This is a genomic window from Kitasatospora sp. NPDC038210 (assembly GCF_055600605.1).
The window spans coordinates 117226-136582 of the sequence record NZ_JBVJYK010000011.1; the positions used below are offsets into that span (position 1 = coordinate 117226).

The 19357-nt window shown below is 75.7% G+C and carries 18 protein-coding genes and 1 pseudogene; 8 read left to right on the plus strand and 11 right to left on the minus strand.

Annotation, left to right across the window (positions count from 1 at the left end; genetic code table 11):
- Position 1: 1 nt before the first annotated feature.
- A complete protein-coding gene (locus tag ACZ7KX_RS22730) occupies positions 2-841 on the minus strand; it encodes a hypothetical protein (RefSeq protein ID WP_470328040.1) in 840 nt (279 codons plus the stop codon).
- A 313-nt stretch (positions 842-1154) separates the two neighbouring features.
- Complete coding sequence (locus ACZ7KX_RS22735; protein ID WP_470328041.1) at positions 1155-2114, minus strand: LuxR C-terminal-related transcriptional regulator; 960 nt, start codon at positions 2112-2114, stop codon at positions 1155-1157.
- Positions 2115-2754: 640 nt separating this feature from the next.
- On the opposite strand from ACZ7KX_RS22735, the gene ACZ7KX_RS22740 reads away from it, so the two are divergent.
- The 7 genes from ACZ7KX_RS22740 (at position 2755) to ACZ7KX_RS22770 (ending at position 10056) form a co-directional block, all read left to right on the plus strand.
- Positions 2755-3699 (plus strand): ABC transporter permease, encoded by a 945-nt coding sequence (locus ACZ7KX_RS22740; protein WP_470328042.1) that lies wholly within the window; start codon positions 2755-2757, stop codon positions 3697-3699.
- A 1-nt stretch (position 3700) separates the two neighbouring features.
- Positions 3701-4582 carry an ABC transporter permease gene (locus tag ACZ7KX_RS22745; RefSeq protein ID WP_470328043.1) on the plus strand — a complete coding sequence of 294 codons (882 nt, stop codon included), beginning with the start codon at positions 3701-3703 and terminating at the stop codon, positions 4580-4582.
- Positions 4579-5361, plus strand: coding sequence for an ABC transporter ATP-binding protein (locus tag ACZ7KX_RS22750; protein WP_470328044.1), 783 nt, complete (start codon positions 4579-4581; stop codon positions 5359-5361). Before ACZ7KX_RS22745 ends, ACZ7KX_RS22750 begins: the two co-directional genes overlap by 4 nt.
- Positions 5358-6179: an ABC transporter ATP-binding protein gene (locus ACZ7KX_RS22755; protein ID WP_470328045.1), complete on the plus strand. Its 822-nt coding sequence runs from the start codon at positions 5358-5360 to the stop codon at positions 6177-6179. Before ACZ7KX_RS22750 ends, ACZ7KX_RS22755 begins: the two co-directional genes overlap by 4 nt.
- A 12-nt stretch (positions 6180-6191) precedes the next feature.
- Entirely contained in the window at positions 6192-7820 is a 1629-nt protein-coding gene (locus tag ACZ7KX_RS22760; RefSeq protein WP_470328046.1) for an ABC transporter substrate-binding protein, read from the plus strand.
- A gap of 38 nt (positions 7821-7858) precedes the next feature.
- Positions 7859-8884, plus strand: coding sequence for an LLM class F420-dependent oxidoreductase (locus ACZ7KX_RS22765; RefSeq protein ID WP_470328047.1), 1026 nt, complete (start codon positions 7859-7861; stop codon positions 8882-8884).
- A 77-nt stretch (positions 8885-8961) separates the two neighbouring features.
- A complete protein-coding gene (locus tag ACZ7KX_RS22770) occupies positions 8962-10056 on the plus strand; it encodes an LLM class flavin-dependent oxidoreductase (RefSeq protein WP_470328048.1) in 1095 nt (364 codons plus the stop codon).
- A 34-nt stretch (positions 10057-10090) separates the two neighbouring features.
- Here the strand turns inward: ACZ7KX_RS22770 and ACZ7KX_RS22775 are convergent, their stop codons facing one another.
- Positions 10091-10606 carry a signal peptide protein gene (locus tag ACZ7KX_RS22775; RefSeq protein ID WP_470328049.1) on the minus strand — a complete coding sequence of 172 codons (516 nt, stop codon included), beginning with the start codon at positions 10604-10606 and terminating at the stop codon, positions 10091-10093.
- Between the two features lie 269 nt (positions 10607-10875).
- Between ACZ7KX_RS22775 and ACZ7KX_RS22780 the strand changes: the two genes are divergently transcribed.
- Positions 10876-11178 carry a hypothetical protein gene (locus ACZ7KX_RS22780; protein WP_470328050.1) on the plus strand — a complete coding sequence of 101 codons (303 nt, stop codon included), beginning with the start codon at positions 10876-10878 and terminating at the stop codon, positions 11176-11178.
- A gap of 600 nt (positions 11179-11778) precedes the next feature.
- Here ACZ7KX_RS22780 and ACZ7KX_RS22785 read toward each other — a convergent pair.
- From ACZ7KX_RS22785 to hypA, 8 genes and pseudogenes are all read right to left on the minus strand, one after another.
- A pseudogene (locus ACZ7KX_RS22785) lies at positions 11779-12159 on the minus strand (hypothetical protein); the annotation flags it as partial.
- A 21-nt stretch (positions 12160-12180) separates the two neighbouring features.
- Positions 12181-12909, minus strand: a complete 729-nt coding sequence (locus ACZ7KX_RS22790) for a hypothetical protein (protein WP_470328051.1) — start codon at positions 12907-12909, stop codon at positions 12181-12183.
- Between the two features lie 286 nt (positions 12910-13195).
- Positions 13196-14185, minus strand: coding sequence for a hydrogenase expression/formation protein HypE (hypE, locus tag ACZ7KX_RS22795; RefSeq protein WP_470328195.1), 990 nt, complete (start codon positions 14183-14185; stop codon positions 13196-13198).
- A 100-nt stretch (positions 14186-14285) separates the two neighbouring features.
- Positions 14286-15410 (minus strand): hydrogenase formation protein HypD, encoded by a 1125-nt coding sequence (hypD, locus tag ACZ7KX_RS22800; RefSeq protein WP_470328052.1) that lies wholly within the window; start codon positions 15408-15410, stop codon positions 14286-14288.
- A complete protein-coding gene (locus tag ACZ7KX_RS22805; protein ID WP_470328053.1) occupies positions 15407-15745 on the minus strand; it encodes a HypC/HybG/HupF family hydrogenase formation chaperone in 339 nt (112 codons plus the stop codon). The genes hypD and ACZ7KX_RS22805 overlap by 4 nt, the downstream gene beginning before the upstream one ends.
- Positions 15746-15751: 6 nt before the next feature.
- Complete coding sequence (hypF, locus tag ACZ7KX_RS22810) at positions 15752-18070, minus strand: carbamoyltransferase HypF (protein ID WP_470328054.1); 2319 nt, start codon at positions 18068-18070, stop codon at positions 15752-15754.
- Entirely contained in the window at positions 18067-18855 is a 789-nt protein-coding gene (hypB, locus tag ACZ7KX_RS22815) for a hydrogenase nickel incorporation protein HypB (protein ID WP_470328055.1), read from the minus strand. Before hypB ends, hypF begins: the two co-directional genes overlap by 4 nt.
- A gap of 5 nt (positions 18856-18860) precedes the next feature.
- Positions 18861-19238 (minus strand): hydrogenase maturation nickel metallochaperone HypA, encoded by a 378-nt coding sequence (gene hypA / locus ACZ7KX_RS22820; protein ID WP_470328056.1) that lies wholly within the window; start codon positions 19236-19238, stop codon positions 18861-18863.
- Positions 19239-19357 lie beyond the last annotated feature (119 nt).

Here is a 19357-nt window from a genome sequence, read left to right on the forward strand (position 1 = left end):
CTCAGGACTCCCCGGGTTCGTCGGTGGCGGTGGGCCCGGCCGGTCCGGCGGGCGGCCCGGGCTCGGTCGAGGTCGCGGTCACGGGCTCGACTGCGGTCGTGGACTCCCAGGTGCAGCCGTGGCCGGTCGGGCCGTGGGTCAGCCGGTGCGCCGGCCGGTAGCCCTTGGCGCGGATGTTCGCGGACAGCGCCTCGGTGCAGTAGGTGCAGGGCGAGGCGAGGGTCAGCCGGACGCCCGAGCGCCGGGCCTTCTCCCGGTAGTCCCAGATCGCGCAGTGCGTGATGGTGAGCGCCGCGTGCTCGGGGCCGGGCGGCGCGTCGTCGTCGAACTCGTAGTGCGAGCCGTACAGTTCGGCCTGCCGGGCGATCCGGTGGATCGGGTCGGCGGCGCCCCGGCCGTGGTCGGGCTCGACCTCCCGGTGCACCTCGGCGTTGGACCGGGCCCAGTCGCCGAGCACCTGCTCGCCGTAGCGCAGGACGAGGAAGCGTTCCATCAGCGCCTGGTCGCGGAAGAACACCCGCTGCCACTCGACGGCCGGCGCGTCCGGCCCGGGCAGGTCGGCGAAGAGCTCGGACTGCAGGACGAACCAGTCGGTGAGGTGCAGTTCGTCCCCGCGTGACACCAGGTACCGCGTCAGGCCGGCCTCCGCCTCGTGCAGCCGCTGCCGCCAGAGCGCGGACCGCTCGGCGTCCGGCATCCCCCGGTACGGGGACCTCGGCTGCTCCGCGCCGGGGTGCCGTTGGCTCGCGGCTGCCAGGACCGCCGTACGCGGGCCGGCCTCGCCGCCCGCCCCGGCAGCGGAGCCGGTCGGAGCGCCGGTCCCGTCGGACACACCCCCCATCGGGCCATCTCCCTTCGGCTGAACGATCCTTCGGACCGTCGTGTCGTCGTCGTTCCCGCCACGCTACGAAGCGGCCCGCGCGGCCCGGTAGCCCCGAACGGCGCCGGTCGGGGCGCCGATCGTCGCCGTGCGGATGCTCCGAAGGTCGCCCTGCGCGAGCCCTTCCCGCCCCTCCCGGGAACCGCGCGCCACCCGCCCGGCCCCGGGCACGACGAAGGGCGGGCCCCGCGTACCGGCGGGACCCGCCCTCGGGCGGTGTCTGCGTGTCTGTGCGTCTGTGCGTCCGGACGTCCCCGTGGGGGCGGCGGCGGGACTACCCGGCGAGCCCGTGGCGGTGGGCGTAGAGCGCGGCCCGCAGCCGGTCGGGCTGCCCGATCTTGCGCATGGCCTGGGTGAGGTGCTTCTTCACGGTGGCCTCGGCCAGGGCGAGTTCGCGCCCGATCTCGGCGTTGCTCAGCCCGAGCCCCAGCTTGACCAGCACCTCCCGCTCCCGCTCCGTCAACCCCGCGCGCTGCGGCGGCAGTTCGCCCAGGTGCCGGACGGGGGCCGCCGCGTGGATCCGGGCGGGCGGCGGCGCCGGCAGGAACACCGACCCGCCGGCCGCGGCGAGTTGGACGGCGCCGATGATCCGCTCCCCGGCCAGGTCGAGCGGGAAGCACCCGCCCGCTCCGGCCAGCAGCATCCGGCTGGCCTCGGCGGTCGACTCGGCCCGGCGCAGCAGCAGGACCCGCGCGTCGGGCGCCCCGTCCGGTCCACGCAGGGCCACCACGGTCGCCAGGTCCTCCTCCAGGCTGGCGCCGCGGCCGAGCAGCACGACGTCGGGCGCGATCCGGCGCACGGCCGCGACCGCGCGCAGTGGGTCGCCGGTGGAGCCGACCACCGTCAGGCCGGGCGCGGTGGCCAGCACGCTGCGCAGTCCGGCGCTGGCGACGGAGTGCCGCTCGACCAGGAACACTCGGGCGAGCCCGGTGCGGTCACGGTCCTCGTCCACGCACATCGGGTGGCCGCAGCCGCAGCCGGCCGCAGCCCGGCCCGCGGCGGGCGACGCCGCTTCGGCCAGCAGCTGGTGACCGGCGATCAGGTCCAGCGGGTTGTCGGTCTCGGCCTGCGGCCGGTCCGGGGCGGTGGCAGTGACGGTGGCGGGGCCGGCGACGGGGGCGTCCCCCGCACCGGTGCCGCCGCAGGCGCCGCGGCGGGCGGGGAGCCGCCGGCCGCGCGGGCCGGTCGGGGCAATCGGGGCGGTCGGCCCGGCGAAGGTGCTCACTGCTGCCATCGGGCACCTCCGGGGGCGGAGGCTGGACGTCTGTGGTGTGGCATGGCGATGCGGTCCCCCTAGCTGGCGGCCGGTCGGCCGCCATGGACGCGGTGTGCTGCGGCGGGGATCCGTCGGGGACGCGGACGGGCGTCGGGCGCGGATCCGGGAGAGGAGGGGGCGCCGACCGCGGCGGATGTGGACCGGGGCGGTCAGCGCGCGGCGCGCGGTCGACAGAGCTCGTCGAAGGACCTGCGGTGCCACGAGCCGCCGATCCCCACCAGGGTGAAGTCGGTCCGCCGGATAGCCATGCCGGGAACCCTAGGTCCGGTTCCTTGTGCAGGTCAAGGACGGGACCGGGCCCCGGCAGCCCCGGCAGTGGCGCTCCCGCCACCGCGGATCCTGTGACCACGGGTAACAGCATCAGGAACTGACTGGCTGTCCGGGCCGGCCGTCCGCAACGCTCCTCCAAGCGGCCGCGGCCGTCGCGACAGCGCCCCGACGGCGCCGGCGACGCCCGTCCCGTACGGCCGAACGCCACTGCCCCGACGGCGTGATGACGGCCCGACACCCCGACCGGAAGGAACAGCACCGCCATGCCCGCGCCACCCCACCGGCCCGCCGCCGACCCGTCCGGCGCCCCGACCCGGAGGGCCGACGGGTGACCGGGTTCCTGCTGCGCCGGCTCCTGCCGGCCGTCCCCACGCTGCTCGGCGTCACCGCCGTCGTCTTCGCGACCGTCGCGCTCGTCCCCGGCGATCCGGTCGCCGCCTTCCTCGGTCCGGGCGCGCCGCCCGAGGCCCGCCGGGAACTCGCCGAACGGCTGGGCCTGGACCAGCCGTTGCCCGTCCGCTACGCCGACTGGCTCGGCCACGCGCTCACCGGCGACCTCGGCACCTCCGTCTCCGGACAGCGCCCGGTCGTCGACCTCCTGCTCCCCGCGCTCGGCCAGACGCTCGTCCTGACCGCCGCCGCGTTCCTGCTGGTCCTGGTCGGCGGGGTGGCGCTCGGCGCCCTCGGTGCGCTGCGTCCGCGCGGTACCGGGGGCCGGATCTCCGGGGCGCTGTCCACCCTCGCGGTGTCCGCCCCGCAGTACTCGGTGGCGCTGCTGCTGATCGCCGTCTTCGCGGTCGGGCTGCGCTGGCTGCCGGCCGGCGGCACCCACGACGTGTTCGGCTCCGGCGGCCCGGCCGACCTCGCCCGGCACCTGGTCCTGCCGGCGGTCGCCGCCGCGCTCGTACCGCTCGGGCTGACCGCGCGGGTGTTCCGGGCGGCGTTGGGCACCGTCCTGGCCGGTGAGCTGGCCGACTCGCTGCGCGCCCGCGGCCTGCGCCCGGCCGCCGTGCTGCGGCACTGCGTGCACAACGCCTCGCCCGCGCTGCTGACCATCGGGGGCCTGCAACTCGCCTACCTGCTGGAGGGGGTGGTCTTCGTGGAGACCCTGTTCGCCTGGCCCGGCATCGGCCGGCTGCTGTACGACGCGCTCACCGCCCGCGACCTGCCGCTGGTGCAGGGCGGGGTGCTGGTGGTCGCGGTCGCGTTCGTCGGCGTCAACGTCCTGGTGGACGCGGCGCACGCGGCGATCGACCCCCGGGTGAGGATCTGACGTGTCGACTCCGTGGCTCAGACGCAACCTCGGCCTGGCCGTGCCCGGCACCCTCGCCCTGCTGCTCGTCCTGCTCGCCCTCGCCGCCCCGCTGGTCGCCCCGTACGACCCGGCCGCCGGACGGCTCGCGGACCGGCTGCTCGACCCCGGCAGCCCCGGCCACCCGCTCGGCACCGACGGACAGGGCCGCGACCTGCTGAGCCGGCTGGTCTGGGCCGGGCGCGCCTCGCTCACCGGCGGGCTCGTGCCGGTCACCGTCGCGACCGTCGCCGGCACGCTGCTCGGCATCACGGCCGGGCTCGGCGGCCGCCTCACCGAGCAGGCGCTGCTGCGCGCGCTGGACGTGCTCTACGCCTTCCCCGGTGTGCTGCTGGCGATCGCCGTCGCCTCGCTGCTCACCCCCGGCCTGGGCGCGACCGTGCTCGCGCTGTCCGTGGTGCTCACCCCCGCGGTCGCCCGGGTCGCCTTCACCGAGGCCCGGCGGATCCGCGCCTCCGAGTACCTGGAGGCCGCCCGGATCAGCGGCGCCGGCCGGGGCGCGCTGGTGCTGCGCCAGGTCGCCCCCGTGGTGGCGCCGGTGGTGCTGGTGTACGCCTCCTCGCTGGTGGGGCTGGCCGTCGTGTACGCCGCCGGACTGTCCTTCCTCGGGCTCGGCGTCGCACCGCCGACCGCCGAGTGGGGCGCGATGCTGGACGAGCTGCGGCCCGCGCTGCTCACCCACCCGTGGGTGGCGGTGCTGCCGGCCCTCGTCATCCTCGCCGTCTCGGTGGTGTTCAACACCCTCGGCGAGGCGCTGCGCACCCGCGTCGGCGACGGCGCCGACCACCTGCCGCGGGCCGTCCCGGCGGCGACGCGACGAGCCGCGGAGCAGGTGGTCCGGTGAGCGCGCTGCTGGAGGTCGACGGCCTGTCCGTCGGGTACCCGGGAGGCGTCCGGGCCGTCGACGGGGTCTCCCTCGCCCTGCCGGCCGGCGGCGCCCTGGTGCTGCTCGGCGAGTCCGGCAGCGGCAAGACCACCGTCGCCCGTACGGTGCTCGGGCTGCCCGGGCGCGGCGCCGCCGTCACCGGGGCCGTCCGCCTCGCCGGGACGGACCTGCGGGCGCTCGACGAGCCCGCCCTGTGCGACGTCCGCGGCCGGCGGATCGGCTACGTGCCGCAGGACCCGGGCGCCTCGCTCGACCCGCTGCGCCGGATCGGCCCGCAGATCGCCGAGGTGCTGCGTCGGCACGGGACGGCCGCCGGTCGACGGGCCGCCCGCGCCGCCGTGCCCGGGCTGCTCGCCACCGCCGGCGTCCCGGATCCGGAGCGGGTCGCCCGGGCGTACCCGCACGAGCTGTCCGGCGGCCTGCGCCAGCGCGCCGCGATCGCCCTCGCGATCTGCTGCGGCCCGGAGCTGCTGATCGCCGACGAGCCGACCACCGCGCTGGACGCCCTGGTCCGCGGCCGGATCCTGGACCTCTTCGGGGCCCTGCGCGCCGACTGCGGCATCGCGCTGCTGCTGGTCACCCACGACCTGGCGGTGGCCCGCCGGATCGGCGGCACGGTGGCGGTCATGCGGGCCGGCCGGGTCGTCGAGCTCGGCCCGGCCGAGCGGGTGCTCCACCGGCCCGACCACGCCTTCACCGCCACCCTGGTGGCCGCCGAACCGGGAGCCCGCCGGTGAACCACGAAGCCACGGCTCCCCTGCTCGCCCTGGACGGCGTCGGCAAGCGCTACGGCGACCGGACGGCCCTGCAGGGCGTCAGCCTCGCCGTCGCCCCCGGCGAGACCGTCGGCCTGGTCGGCGAGTCCGGCTCCGGGAAGTCCACCCTGGCCCGCCTCGCGCTCGGCCTGCTCTCCCCGGACTCCGGCACCGTCCGTTTCGCCAGCCGCGACCCGTACCGGCTGCGCGGCCGGGCCGACCGCGCGCTGCGGGGCCGGCTGCAGTTCGTCCCGCAGCACCCGCGCGGCTCGCTCAACCCGGCGCTGCGGGCCGGGGAGGCGGTCGGCTTCGCGCTGCGGCTGCACGGCACGCCGCGCGCCGAGCGTGCCGCGGCCGTCGCCCGGCTGTTCGCGCAGGTCGGCCTGGAGCCCGCGCTCGCCGCCCGCTACCCGCGCGAGCTGTCCGGCGGGCAGCTGCAACGGGTGGCCGTCGCCCGCGCCCTGGCGACCGGGCCCGACCTGCTGGTCTGCGACGAGCCGACCTCCGCCCTGGACCGCGCCGCGCAGGCCCGCCTGCTCGACCTGCTCACCGAGCTCCGCGAACGCACCGGCCTGGCCTACCTGTTCATCTCCCACGACCTCGCCGTCGTACGCCACCTCGCCCACCGGGTACTGGTGCTGCGGCACGGCCGGGTGGTCGAGGAAGGCCCCGCCGACCGGCTCTGGGACTCCCCCGCGCACCCGTACACCCGGGCCCTGCTGGACGCCGCCACCGGCGCCGCCCCGCCCGCACCCGGGCTCCCCCGCACGACGAACCACCGGACCACCGACCACATCTGACGAGGAACCGCCATGACGCGCACCGCCCGTACCCGCTCCAGAGCCGTCGCCCTGCCGGCCGCCGCCGTCCTGCTCGCCGCGGCGGCGGGCTGCGCCGGGCCCGGCGGCGGCTCCGGCGACGGCTCCACCGGGGCGGGCGGCGGCACCGGCCGCGGCGGGACCCTGGTCATCGGCGCCACCGGCAAGCTGCCCAACACCGACACCGTGATCGGCGGCGCGGGCTTCGAGGGCAAGCGGCTGGTCTCCTTCCAGCTGTACGAGGGCCTCACCCGCTACGAGCTGCTGAAGGACACCGACAAGCCGCCGGTGGTCACCGGCGCCCTCGCCACCGACTGGCAGGTCGCGGCCGACCGCAGGACCTGGACGTTCACCCTCCGCAAGGGCGTGAAGTTCCAGGACGGCACCCCCTTCGACGCCGACGCCGTGGTCTTCAACCTGGCGCGCTACCTCGACAAGGGCAGTCCCGAGTACACCGACGCCCTCGGCGCCGCCGCCGCGGAGTACGCGGGCGACATCGCCTCCTACCGCAAGACCGACGCCGACCACGTGGAACTGGTCACCAAGGAGCCCAACGGCCACTTCCCGGAGGACCTCGCGCACGTCCTGATCGCCAGCCCCACCGCCGTCGGCAAGACCGGCTCGGCGGACTTCGCCCGGCACCCGGTCGGCACCGGCCCGTTCTCCTTCGTCTCGCAGACCGAGGGCCAGCAGATCGAGCTCGCCGCCAACAAGGACTACTGGCGTGGCGCCCCCAGGCTCGACCGGCTCGTGATCAAAGCCCTGCCGGACGCCGCCGCCCGCACCGCGGCCCTGCGCTCCGGTGGCGCGAACTGGATCGAGTACCCGAATCCGGACGACATCGACAGCCTGGAGGCCGACGGCGTCACCATCGCCACCAACAGCTACGACCACCTGTGGTACTGGATCCTGGACACCTCCAAGGCCCCCTGGAACGACCCGCGGGTGCGCCGGGCCGCCAACTACGCCATCGACCGCCGGGCCATCGCCGAGAAGCTGCTGCACGGCACCGCCGACCCCGCCTACCAGGCCGCGCCGCGCGCCACCGCCGCCTACGACCCCGCCGGTGACGCCTACTCCCACGACCCGGCCAGGGCCCGGCAGTTGCTGGCCGAGGCCGGCGTACCGAACGGGTTCACCACCTCCGTCACCGTGCCCACCGGCGGCAGCGGCAACCTGCTGCCGGTGCCGATCGCCGAGGCCCTCCAGCGGGACCTCGCCGCCGTCGGCATCAAGGTCGAACTGCGCACCACCGACTGGACCACCCTGATCGGCGCCGAGGCCAAGGGCCAGGTGGCGCTCGGTTCCGACGCCGTCGCCCAGTCCACCACGCTGTTCCAGTCCGAGGCGCTGCTGCCGCTGTTCATCGGCTCCACGAGCCCGTTCTGGACCGGCCACTACGCGAACCCGCAGGTCGACCAGCTGCTCGCCACCTCCGCCGCCGACGCCGACCAGGCCGCCCGGCAGGCCGGGTACCGCAAGGCCCTCGCGCTCGTCACCCAGGACGCGCCCTGGCTGTTCGTGGTCAACGACCGCAATCCGCGGGCCCTTTCGCCGAAGGTCCACGGACTCGTCCAACCGCAGTCCTGGTTCCTCGACCTGACCACCGTCTGGGTCGGCTGAGCCCCGCCCCCGAGTCCCACAGAACGGAAACCCGCCCGATGACCAGCCCGCACCCGCCGCACCACCACACCGAGACCGAGCCGCCCAAGTGGGGCATCACCCTGCCACTTCCGGGCCTGACCATCGACCGGCACCGCTTCCTGGTCGAGCGCCTGCCCGACCTCGGCTACACCGACGTGTGGAGCGCCGAGGGCGGCGGCACCGACGCCTTCACCCCGCTGGCCGCCACCGCGGCGTGGTCCCCCTCGCTGCGGATCGCCACCGGCATCGTCCCGGTGCACACCCGCGGCCCGGCGGTGCTCGCCCAGACCGCCGCGACGCTCGCCCAACTCGCACCCGGCCGAGTCCTGTTGGGCATCGGTGCCTCCGTCCCCGCGCACGTCACCGACATCAACGGCATCCCCTTCGACGAGCCGTTCAAGCGCACCCGGGACGTGCTGCGCTTCGTCACCCGGGCGCTGCGCGGCGAGTACGTCACCGGCGGGTTCGACACCTTCGACATCACCGGCTACCGACTGCCGCACCCGCCGGCCGAACCGGTCAAGGTGATCCTGGGCGCACTGCGGCCGAACATGCTCAGGCTCGGCTTCACCGAGGGGGACGGCGCCATCACCAACCTGCTGTTCCCGCACGACGTGCCGAAGATCCTGGACACCGTCGGCCCGCAGCCGCCCGGCAAGGAACTGGTGGTCAAGGTCTTCGTCTGCCCCACCGAGGACACCGACTACGCCCACCGCGCCACCCGGCCGTTCCTGGCCTGGATCCTCAACCGCGAGCCGTACCAGAAGTTCCACGAGTGGCTGGGCCACGGCGAGTTGCTCGCCGAGACGCACCGCCTCTGGGCCTCGGGGGACCCCGAGGGCGCCCAGAAGGCCCTGCCGGACGAGGTCGTCGACGGGCTCTTCGTCAGCGGCTCCCCGGAGGAGTGCCGTGAGCGCATCCTGGCCTACCACCGCCCGGGCGTCACCACCATCCAGCTGTACGTCTCGCTGCCGCCCGAGGTGTTCGTCAGCCGGGCCAAGCTGCTGGACACCCTGGCCCGGCTCGGCCCGGCCGCCCGCTGACCCGCCCCTCCCCGTCCCGTCCACTTCCCGTCCGACTCCTTGTCCATCTTCCGTCCGAGTTCCCCCGAGGAGAGCCCGTGCCCCTGGAGATCCGCGGCGGGGTCCGCGCCGCCCCCGTCCCCGGCAGCACCCCGCAGGAGCGCCAGGCCCTGCGCTGGGCCCCCGACGGCCGCGACCGCACCGCCGACCCCGCGTACGTCGCCCGCACCGCGCGCGAGAACGAGGAGGACGGACTGGACAGCGCCCTGGTGGTGCAGTCCAGTTCGTGGCCCGACCCCTGGCTGGTGGCTTCCTGGGCACTGGCCGCCACCAGTCGGCTGCGCGTCGCCGTCGCCCACCGGGTCGGCACCACCGCGCCCACCGTGGCCGCCCGCACCCTGGCGACCCTGGACCGCCTCTCCGGCGGACGGGCGGCGGCGCACGTCATCATCGGCTCCAGCGACCGCGACACCGCCCGCGACGGCGACGTCCTCGACAAGGCCGGGCGCTACCGCCGGGCCGAGGAGTACCTCGACCTGTTCACCCGCTACCTGGCCGCCGACCGCGACATCGACCACGAGGGCGAGTTCTACACGGTGGCGGCCGCCCGTCCCGGCCTGCGTCCCAGACCGGGCGGTGAGCTGCTCTCCTTCGGCGGCTCCTCACCGCAGGGCCTCGACCTCGCGGCCCGGTACGCGCAGGTGTACGCCGTCGGCCCGCTGCCGCTGCCCGACACCCGGCGGCGGATCGCCGAGGCCCGCGCGGCGGCCGCCGTCCACGGCCGTTCGCTGCGGATCTGGCGGCACGTCACCGTCGTCCTCGCCGAGACCGACGAGGAGGCCCGCGACCGCGTCCGCCGACTGCGCCGGGACGCCCTGCGCCTCACCTCCGGCGGCGCCGGCGGCCGTTGGCGCGAGGCCGTCCAGCTCGACCGCGACCGCGAGCGCGGCCGCTCCGACCCCGACCACGGCGACGAGCAGGTGGCCGCCTACATCCGCCGCTCCCTCACCGCCGCCTACGCCGGCTCCCCGGCCACCGTCGCGGCCCGCATCGGGCTGCTCCGCTCGGCGGGCGTGGACATCGTCCAGCTCGACCTCTCCGTGGAGACCGATCACGACCGGGAGCTGCGCCGCGCCCTCGTCCGCCACCTGCGCGCCGGGCTCGGCACCCCGGCCGACCGCCGCGACTGGTGAACCGCACCGACCGCCCGCACCCCGCCCGGGGGCGTCAGCCGTACAGCGCCACCCGGGGCTGGATGGTGCCCGGCGAGGCCTTCAGCACGGTGATCCGGTAGTGCTGGGTCAGGGTGTGGTGGCTGTGCAGGACCAGCTTTGCCGACGTCAGGGTGGTGAACAGCGTGCCGGTCTGGCTGCCCAGCGGCACCGTCCTCCAGTGGCCGCCGCTCAGCACCTCCAGCTTGACGTTCGCCGGGGTGAGGAAGGGCCCGTCGTCCGGCGACTCGACGAGGATCTGCGGGGCGACGGTCTGGTCCGCCGCCGTCGGGTTGCGGTAGGTGACGGTGATCCGGTGCGGCGCGTGGTCGGACGGCAGCGGGCGGCTCGGCAGGTCGACGAAGGACGTCGGCACGGCGACCGCCACCGCCTGCGGGGCGGAGGCTGCGGGGGCGGCGGCGGCCGGGGCCGCGGCGGCGGCCGCCGGCGAGGGCAGCGCGAACCCGGCGGCCGGAAGGGCGGCGAGGGCGGTCAGGGCCAGGGCCCGGCCGAGGAGCTTCCTGGTCGGCATGGCGGCCTCCTTCGATCGTTCTCGGCTCCCCCGGACGTCCGCCGGTGGCCGGACCTACCCGTCCACCCTGCACTCCGACGGCCCAACGCGCATCCGCGCCGGACCGGGCCGCGACGTCCGCTACCGCTTCGTCATCGACACCGCGCCCCTCTGACGCCGGTCGCGGTGGCCGGGAGCGGGTGGCCGCTCGCGGTGGCCGGGCGCGACCACCGGGGCGACCCTGGAGGAGGCAGTCGACTGCCCCTGCGCCGAGCCGAGGAGGCCGCCCCGTGAGGTTCATCCAGATCATCGAGTACCGGACGAGTCGCATCGACGAGTTCACCGCCCTGATCGACAGCTGGGTCGAGGAGAACGCCGGCCACCGTCTGGCGACCCGGGCCGTGCAGACCCGTGACCGCGACGGCAAGGACGTGTACCTGGACATCGTGGAATTCCCCTCCCACGAGGTGGCGATGGAGAACTCCGCCCGCCCGGAGACCGCCGCGTTCGCGACCCGGGTCGCGGCGCTGTGCGACGGCCCGCCGACCTTCCGCAACCTCGACGTGCTGAACGAGCGGACCTTCCAGGAGTGAGCTCCCGCCCCGCGCACCCGCCAGGAGGCCCCCGGCCGGGCGGCCGCCCGCCCGGCCGGTAGATTCGCTCCCCCGCCACCGACCGAGGGAGCGCCCGTGCCCGACCGTCCCAGCCTGCTGTACGTGACCGATCTGGCCTACCCGGCCCGGGGCCGCCCCTACGGCGACGAGGACGTCCTGCTCACCTCCCGGCTGCGGGAGTGGTTCGACCTCGCCCTGTGCCACCCGCTCGACGCCCGGGCCCTGATGGGGCGCTTCGACGCGGTCGTCGTGCGCAACAGCGGACCGGTGCTGCACTACCGCGAGGAGTACGCCCGCTTCCGCGCCGAGGCCGTGGCCGCCGGCGTCCGGGTGTACAACCCGCTGACCGGCCGCGGCGACATGGCCGGCAAGCGCTATCTGCTCGACCTCACCGAGGCCGGCCTCCCGGTCATCCCCACCGTCGACCGGCCGCAGGACCTCGACCGGCTGCCCGCCGCCGACCGCTACGCGGTGAAGCCCGAGGAGGGCGCCGACAGCATAGGTCTGCGCTTCCTCGGCCGCGAGGAGCTGGACGGCCTCGCATGGGGCGGCCTCCTGGTCCAGCCGCGGATCGACTTCCGCTACGAGGTCTCCTTCTACTTCGTGGACGACGCCTTCCAGTACGCCCTCCACGCGCCCGACCCGGACCGCCGCTGGGTGCTGGAGCCGTACGAGCCGAGCGCGGCCGACCTCGACTTCGCCCGGCGCTTCGTGGACTGGAACACCCTCGACCACGGGATCCAGCGGGTGGACGCCTGCCGGGCGCCGGACGGGCGCCTGCTGCTGGTCGAGCTGGAGGACCTCAACCCCTACCTGTCGCTCGACCTGGTGCCCGAGGAGACCCGGGAGCGCTTCGTCCGGGCGATGGCGGACTCGCTGCACCGCTTCCTCGGCCGCCCGGCCGGCTGATCTGCTGTCCGACCGGCCGACCGGCGGTGCGCCACCCGCCCGGGGCCTCACTGCTCGGTCCCCGCTCGGGCCTCACTGCTTGGGGACGCCCCCGACGAAGTCCTTCAGCGCGTCCATCCGGGTCCGCCGGCCGGGCGGGTAGCGGCGCAGCGCACGCTCGGCCCGGCGCGAGCCCGGCCGGTAGCGCCAGCGGGCCCACGGCGACTCGGGTTTGGCCAGGCGCAGGCAGGCGACCAGCGACACCAGGGGCACCAGCAGCCCGATCACCCCGGTGGCCGTCTTGCCCTTGAGGATCGCCCCGACGGAGAACATCAGGTCGACCAGCAGCAGCACGGCGAACGCCACGTTGGCGGCGGTGCCCCGGCCGGTGTCGGAGAACGGGTTGAACCCGGCCACCAGCAGCAGTCCGACCGCCACCGCGAGGAAGGCCGCGTCGACGGACTTGCGGCCCTCGCGGCTCCAGTAGACGTCCTCCAGGTGCAGCCACAGGGCGTACTCGTCGAGGGTGAGCGCGGCACCGGCACCGAACAGCGCGGCCAGGATCTGCGCCCCGGGGGTGTCCGGGCGGTAGGCGAACTCCATTGCGCCGGCCACCAGCATCGCGATGATCCCGTACACCTGGTGGTGCACGTGGGTGCCGCCGACCTCGACGTTGCGGAAGGGGCCGCGGCCCGCCCGGATCAGCCGGGTGATCACGCGGGTGCCCACGAAGGTGACGACGAACGCGCCGACCATCCACAGGCCGATTCCGTGGTTGGGCACGGTGATGACCACCTCGACCTCGGGGTCCGCGGTGCGCACGGTCGTGGTGTCCCGTCAGGCGCCGTGCGCGGGGGGCGCACCGGGCCGGGAGTGGGTTCCGGACCACCGGCCCCCGCACCGCCGCGGTCTGCTCTCCTCCGGCACCACGCACCTCCGCACCAGGCCGAACCGCTCCGTGCCGCCCGCCCTCACCGGGGGCGAGGGGCCTCCGTGTTCAGCGTATCCGGGTTCGGCGGACGGAGCCGGGCGAGCCCTCCGTACGACCGCCGGCCCCGTACGACCGCCGCCCCGGGGGCGGTCCCCCGGGGCGACGGTGCGCGCGGCGTCAGCAGATCCGCGGCAGCTGTTCGCCCATCGGCAGGTCCACCACCCGGGTGCCGCCGAAGCCCGTCCGGGCGACGACCATGCCGGGGTGATCCTCGACGCACTCGCCGATCACCACCGCCTCTGCGCCGAGCGGGTGGGCGCGCATCGCGGCGAGGACGGCGTCCGCCTCCCGGCGCGGCACGAAGGCGACGAGCTTGCCCTCGTTGGCGACGTACATCGGGTCCAGGCCGAGCAGGGCGCAGGCGTTGGCCACCACGTCCGGGACGGGGACGGCGCGCTCGCTGAGCGTCACCCCGACCCCGGCGGCGGCCGCGATCTCGTTGAGCGCCGCGGCCAGCCCGCCCCGGGTGGGGTCGCGCAGCACGTGCAGGTCGGGGGTGACGGCGAGCATCGCCTCGACCAGGCCGCCGAGCGCGGCGCAGTCGCTGCGCACCTCGACGCCGAACTCCAGGCCCTCGCGGACGCTCATGATCGCGACGCCGTGCAGTCCGATCGGCCCGCTCACGATCACCACGTCACCGGGGACGGCCCGCTGCGGCCGGATGTCGACCCCGGCGGGCACCAGCCCGATCCCGGCGGTGTTCAGGTAGACGCCGTCCCCGCGCCCGGCCTCGACCACCTTGGTGTCCCCGGTGACCACCTCGACCCCGGCCGTCCGGGCCGCGGCGCCGAGCGCCCGGGCCACCCGGTCGACCACGGGCATCTCCACGCCCTCCTCCAGGATGAACCCGCAGGAGAGGTAGGCCGGCCGGGCGCCGCTCATCGCCAGGTCGTTGACCGTCCCGTTGACGGCGAGGTCGCCGATGCTGCCGCCCGGGAAGAACAGCGGCCGCACGACGTAGGAGTCGGTGGAGAAGGCGAGCCGGGCGCCGCCGAGTTCCAGGACGGCGGAGTCGCCGAGCCCGGCGAGGGCCGGCCCGCCGAAGGCCGGGGCGAAGAGGTGCTCCACCAGTTCGGCGGACATCGCCCCGCCGCCGCCGTGCCCCATCACCACCCGGGGGTGGTCGCGCAGCGGCAGCGGGCAGCTCCAGCCGGAGAAGTCGGGCGCGGGCGGGGCCTCGGGGGCCGTGCCGGTGAGGGTCTCGGTGTCAGCCAACGGTGCTCACCGCCTCCGCCGCGACCGGCGTGCTCAGCCGCCGGTAGAGGTAGTACGCCGCGCAGGCCCCTTCGCTGGAGACCATGGTGGCGCCGAGCGGGGTGCGCGGGGTGCACAGCGTGCCGAAGGCCTCGCACTGGTGCGGCTTCAGCAGGCCCTGCAGGACCTCGCCGCTGCGGCACGCGGCGGGTTCGCGGGTGCTGATCCCCGAGACGTCGAAGCGGTGCTCGGCGTCGTGGTCGCGGTAGCGCGGAGAGAGCCGCCAGCCGCTGAGTGGGATCACGCCGATGCCCCGCCAGGCGCGGTCGGTCACTTCGAAGACGTCCTCCAGCATGGCGCGCGCCGCCGGGTTTCCCTCCGGCCGGACGGCCCGCTGGTAGGCGTTGTCGACGCTGTGCTCGCCGCGCTCCAACTGCCGTACGGTGCGCCGGATCCCCTCCAGGATGTCCAGCGGTTCGAAGCCGGTGACCACGATCGGCACCCGGTGCCGCTCGGCGAGCGCCGGGTACTCGTCGGTGCCCATGACGCTGCACACGTGCCCGGCGGCGAGGAAGCCCTGGACCCGGCAGTCCGGCGATTCCATGATGGCGTCGATCGCCGGGGGCACCCGGACGTGCGAGACCAGCATGCTGAAGTTCCGCAGGCCCTGCTTGCGGGCGAGGTGGACGGCCATGGCGTTCGGCGGTGCGGTGGTCTCGAAGCCGATGCCGAAGAAGACGACCTCCCGGTCCGGGTTCTCCCGCGCGATCCGCAGGGCGTCCAGCGGCGAGTACACCACCCGGACGTCGCCGCCCTCGCCGCGGACCCGGAACAGGTCGCGGTCGGTGCCGGGCACCCGCAGCATGTCCCCGAAGGAGCAGAAGACGACCTCGGGCCGGGCGGCGATCGCCAGTGCGCGGTCGATCACCTCCAGCGGGGTGACGCACACCGGGCACCCCGGACCGTGGATCAACTCCACCTCTTCGGGCAGGAGTTGGTCGATGGCATGCCGGATGATGCTGTGCGTCTGGCCGCCGCACACCTCCATCAGCGCCCACGGCCGGGTGACCGTGGCCCTGATGTCCGCGAGCAGGCCCTCGGCCAGCTCCGGGTTCCGGAACTCCTCCAGGTACTTCACCGTCCGGCCTCCTCAGCCGCTCGTGCCGCGTCGGGCCCGACCGCCGCCGGCCGCTCCCCGGGCGCCTGCCACTGCCCCGCAGCCTCCCATGGGTCGCCGAACTCCTCCTGCAGCAGCCCGAGTTCCTCGAACAGCGCGAGGGTGCGCCGGGCGGACTCCTCGTCCAGCCGCTGCAGCGCGAAGCCCACGTGGACGATCGCGTAGTCGCCCACCGCCAGGTCGGGCAGGTACTCCAGGCACACGTCCTTGACCACCCCGCCGAAGTCCATGACCGCCATCCGGGTCCCGTCGCGTTCGCCGATCTCCGTCACCCTGCCGGGCACTGCCAGGCACATCCGCTCTCACTCCTCCCGGGCGGCCGCCGCGCGGGCGGCCACCATCAGCTGGCCGAGTGCCAGTCCTCCGTCGTTGGGCGGCACCCGGCGGTGCCGCAGCACGGTGAAGCCGTCCTCGCCGAGGCCGCGCGCGCAGGCCGAGGAGAGCACGGCGTTGGCGAAGACGCCGCCGCTGAGCGCCACCGTGGTCGTGCCGTACCGCTCCCTGGCGGCCGCGCAGATCCGCCGGCACAGCTCGGCCACCGCGGTGTGGAAGCGCGCGGCCACCAGTCCGGCGGGCCGGCCCGCGACCACGTCCGCCACCACCGCGGCCAGCACCGGCCCGGGGTCGGCGGTCCAGCCGTCCGCCCGGGCGAGCAGCCCGAACCGGTAGCCCGGAGCCGGTCCGAACTCCGCGGCCGCGGCCTCCAGTTCGATCGCCGCCTGGGCCTCGTACCCGGCCCGCTGGCAGATCCCGGCGAGCGAGGAGACCGCGTCGAAGAGCCGGCCCATGCCGGAGCTAGGCGCGGTGTTCAGCCCGCGTTCCAACTGCCGTTCCAGCAGTCGGAGTTCCTCCGGCAGGCAGGCCAGCACCGGCGGCAGGCCGGCGGTCCAGGGCAGCCCGGCGGCCCGCAGGTGCGCCAGCGCCGTCCGGTACGGGCGCTCGACCGCCGCGTCCCCGCCGGGCAGCGGCACGTAGGCGAGGTGGGCGAGCCGGCGGAAGCCGTCGTAGTCGGCCAGCAGCACCTCACTGCCCCAGACCGCGCCGTCCTCGCCGTAGCCGGTGCCGTCGAAGGCCAGGCCGAGCACCGGCCGACTGCCGTCCAGCCCGTGCTCGGCCATCACGGCGGCGATGTGCGCGTGGTGGTGCTGCACCCGGTGCACCGGCCGTCCGGCGGCGGTCCGCTCGGCGTGCCGGACCGAACGGTAGCCGGGGTGCCGGTCGGCGACCAGCAGTTCGGGCCGCACTCCGCTGACCGTGCCGAGCTGCTCGACCGCGTTCTCGAAGGCGCGCAGCGTGGCCAGGTCGTCCATGTCCCCGATGTGGCCGGACAGCCAGGCGTAGCCGTCCCGGGCCAGTGCGAAGGTGTTCTTCAGGTCGCCGCCGACCGCCAGCACCGGGCGGACGGGCACCGGCAGGGGCAGCGGCAGCGGGGCGTACCCGCGTGAGCGGCGCAGCGGCAGCTGCTCGCCGTCCACCACCCGCACCACCGAGTCCTCGCAGGGCACGTGGATCGGCCGGTCGTGGGTGAGCCAGCCGTCGACGAGCGGGGCGAGCTTCTCCAGCGCCTCCCGGTCGTCGGTGACGATCGGCTCGCCGGAGAGGTTGGCGCTGGTCATCACCAGCAGGTCCGGGCCGGGCGCGGCGAGCAGCAGGTGGTGCAGCGGCGTGTACGGGAGCATCACCCCGAGGTCGGGGCTGCGCGGGGCCACCGCCTCGAACCCTGGTGTCGCCGCGCCGGTGCGGCGCAGCAGGACGATCGGCCGGACCGCCCCGGTGAGCAGTTCCCGCTCGACGGGGCCGAGCGGCAGCAGGCCCTCGACGGTGGCGAGGTCACGGGCCATCAGCGCGAAGGGCTTGTCGCCGCGCCGCTTGCGCCGCCGCAGCAGGGCGACGGCCGCGGGGTCGCGCGCGTCGCAGGCCAGGTGGTAGCCGCCGATGCCCTTGACGGCGAGGACCGCCCCGGCGGCGAGCAGCCGGCGGGCCTCGGTGAGGGCGTCCTCGTCGGCGAGGCCGGCGTGGCCGGTCACGGTCAGCGCGAGTCTCGGCCCGCAGGCGTGGCAGGCGACCGGCTGGGCGTGGAAGCGGCGGTCGGCCGGGTCGGCGTACTCCCGGGCGCAGTCCGCGCACATCGGGAAGCCGGCCATGGTGGTGTTGGCGCGGTCGTACGGCAGGCCGGTGACGATGGTGTGCCGGGGGCCGCAGTTGGTGCAGCTGATGAACGGGTGCCGGTGGCGGCGGTCCGCCGGGTCGGCGAGTTCGGCGAGGCAGTCGGCGCAGACGGCGACGTCGGGCGGGATGAGCGTGGCCCGGGGCCCGTCCGTGCGGGACGGGGTGATGGCGAAGCCCGTCGCGCCGGTGACGGCCAGCGGGGTGTGCTCGACGGAGGCCACGTGCGCGAGCGGCGGCGCGTCGCCGGCCACCCGTCGGCAGAACGCCTCGACCGCCGCGCGGTTGCCCTCGACCTCGGCGAGCACGCCCTCGCCGGTGTTGGTGACGCTGCCGGCCAGGCCGAGTTCACCGGCCAGGGTGAAGACGAAGGGCCGGAAGCCGACCCCTTGGACGAGGCCGCGGACGGCGACCCGGCGTCGCTCACGGTCGAGTTCCGGGTGACCGGCCGTCACGGGGTCTCCCCGACCACCGCGGGCCCGTGCCCGTGGTCGTGCGCGTGCCGGTGTCCGTCCCCGTGCTCGTGCCCGTGGTCGTGCCCGTGCCCGTGCGGCGCGGCCGACATCACCGGCCGGTGCGGCTCGGCGCCGTCCAGGACCGCCAGCGCGCGCTCCAGCAGCGCCCCGACGCCGTCCCCGGTCCGCGCCGAGGTGTGCACCACCTCCACCCCGGGATTGACCCGGCGGACGTTCGCCGTGAACGCGGCCTCGTCGAACTCGGCCGCCGCGGCGAGGTCGGTCTTGGTCACCAGGACCAGGTTGGCCAGCCCGAAGGCGGTCGGGTACTTGAGCGGCTTGTCCTCGCCCTCGGTCACCGAGGCCAGCACCACCCGCAGCGACTCGCCGAGGTCGTAGGAGGCCGGACACACCAGGTTGCCGACGTTCTCCACGAAGAGCAGCCGGCACTCCTGCGGCAGCCAGCCGTCCAGGTGCCCGGCGAGCATCCGCGCCTCCAGGTGGCAGAGCCCGTCGGTGAGCACCTGCTTGACCGGCGCGCCCGAACGGGCCAGCCGCCGCGCGTCGTTCTCGGTGGCGAGGTCGGCGGTCAGGGCGGCGACCGGCACCCCGCGCCGCCGGGCCAGCCCCAGCTCGGCCTCCAGCAGGGCGGTCTTGCCGCTGCCGGGGCTGGACAGCAGGTTCACCGCGACCGTGCCACGGGCGGCCAAGGCCGCCCGCAGCTCGCGGGCGCTGTCGTCGTTGCGGGCGAGGACCGCCTGGCGGAGGTCGACCGTGCGGCACATCGGCATCAGCCTTTCTGTTCGGCCGGGACGTCCGGGCGCTCGGCCCACTCGACGTCGAGGATCTGGAGCTCGCGCCCGGACAGCAGCTCGACGCCGCCGCCGGAGCAGCTCGGGCAGCAGAGGTCCGGCGGCATGCCGACGGCCCACTCGGTCTCGCAGGGCCGGCACCGGGCCCGCGCCGTGACCGGCTCCGTGTGCAGCACCGCGCCCTCCACCAGCGTTCCGGCGCAGGCCAGTTCGAAGCAGAAGTCGAGGGCCTGCCGGACGACGCCGGCCAGTTCGCCCACCCGCAGCCGTACCCGCGCCACGCCGGCGGCCCCGTGGTCGCGCGCGGCCGCGTCGACCTGCTCGACCACGGCGGCGGCGATCGACATCTCGTGCATGGGTCCCTTTCCCTCGGCGGGCGGCATCGGGCCCGACGACCGGGCGGGCCCCGATGCCGAGGCGCGCCCCATTACAAGGCGCGGTGGCGGCGACGGCTCGAAGCCGCGCCGCCACCGCT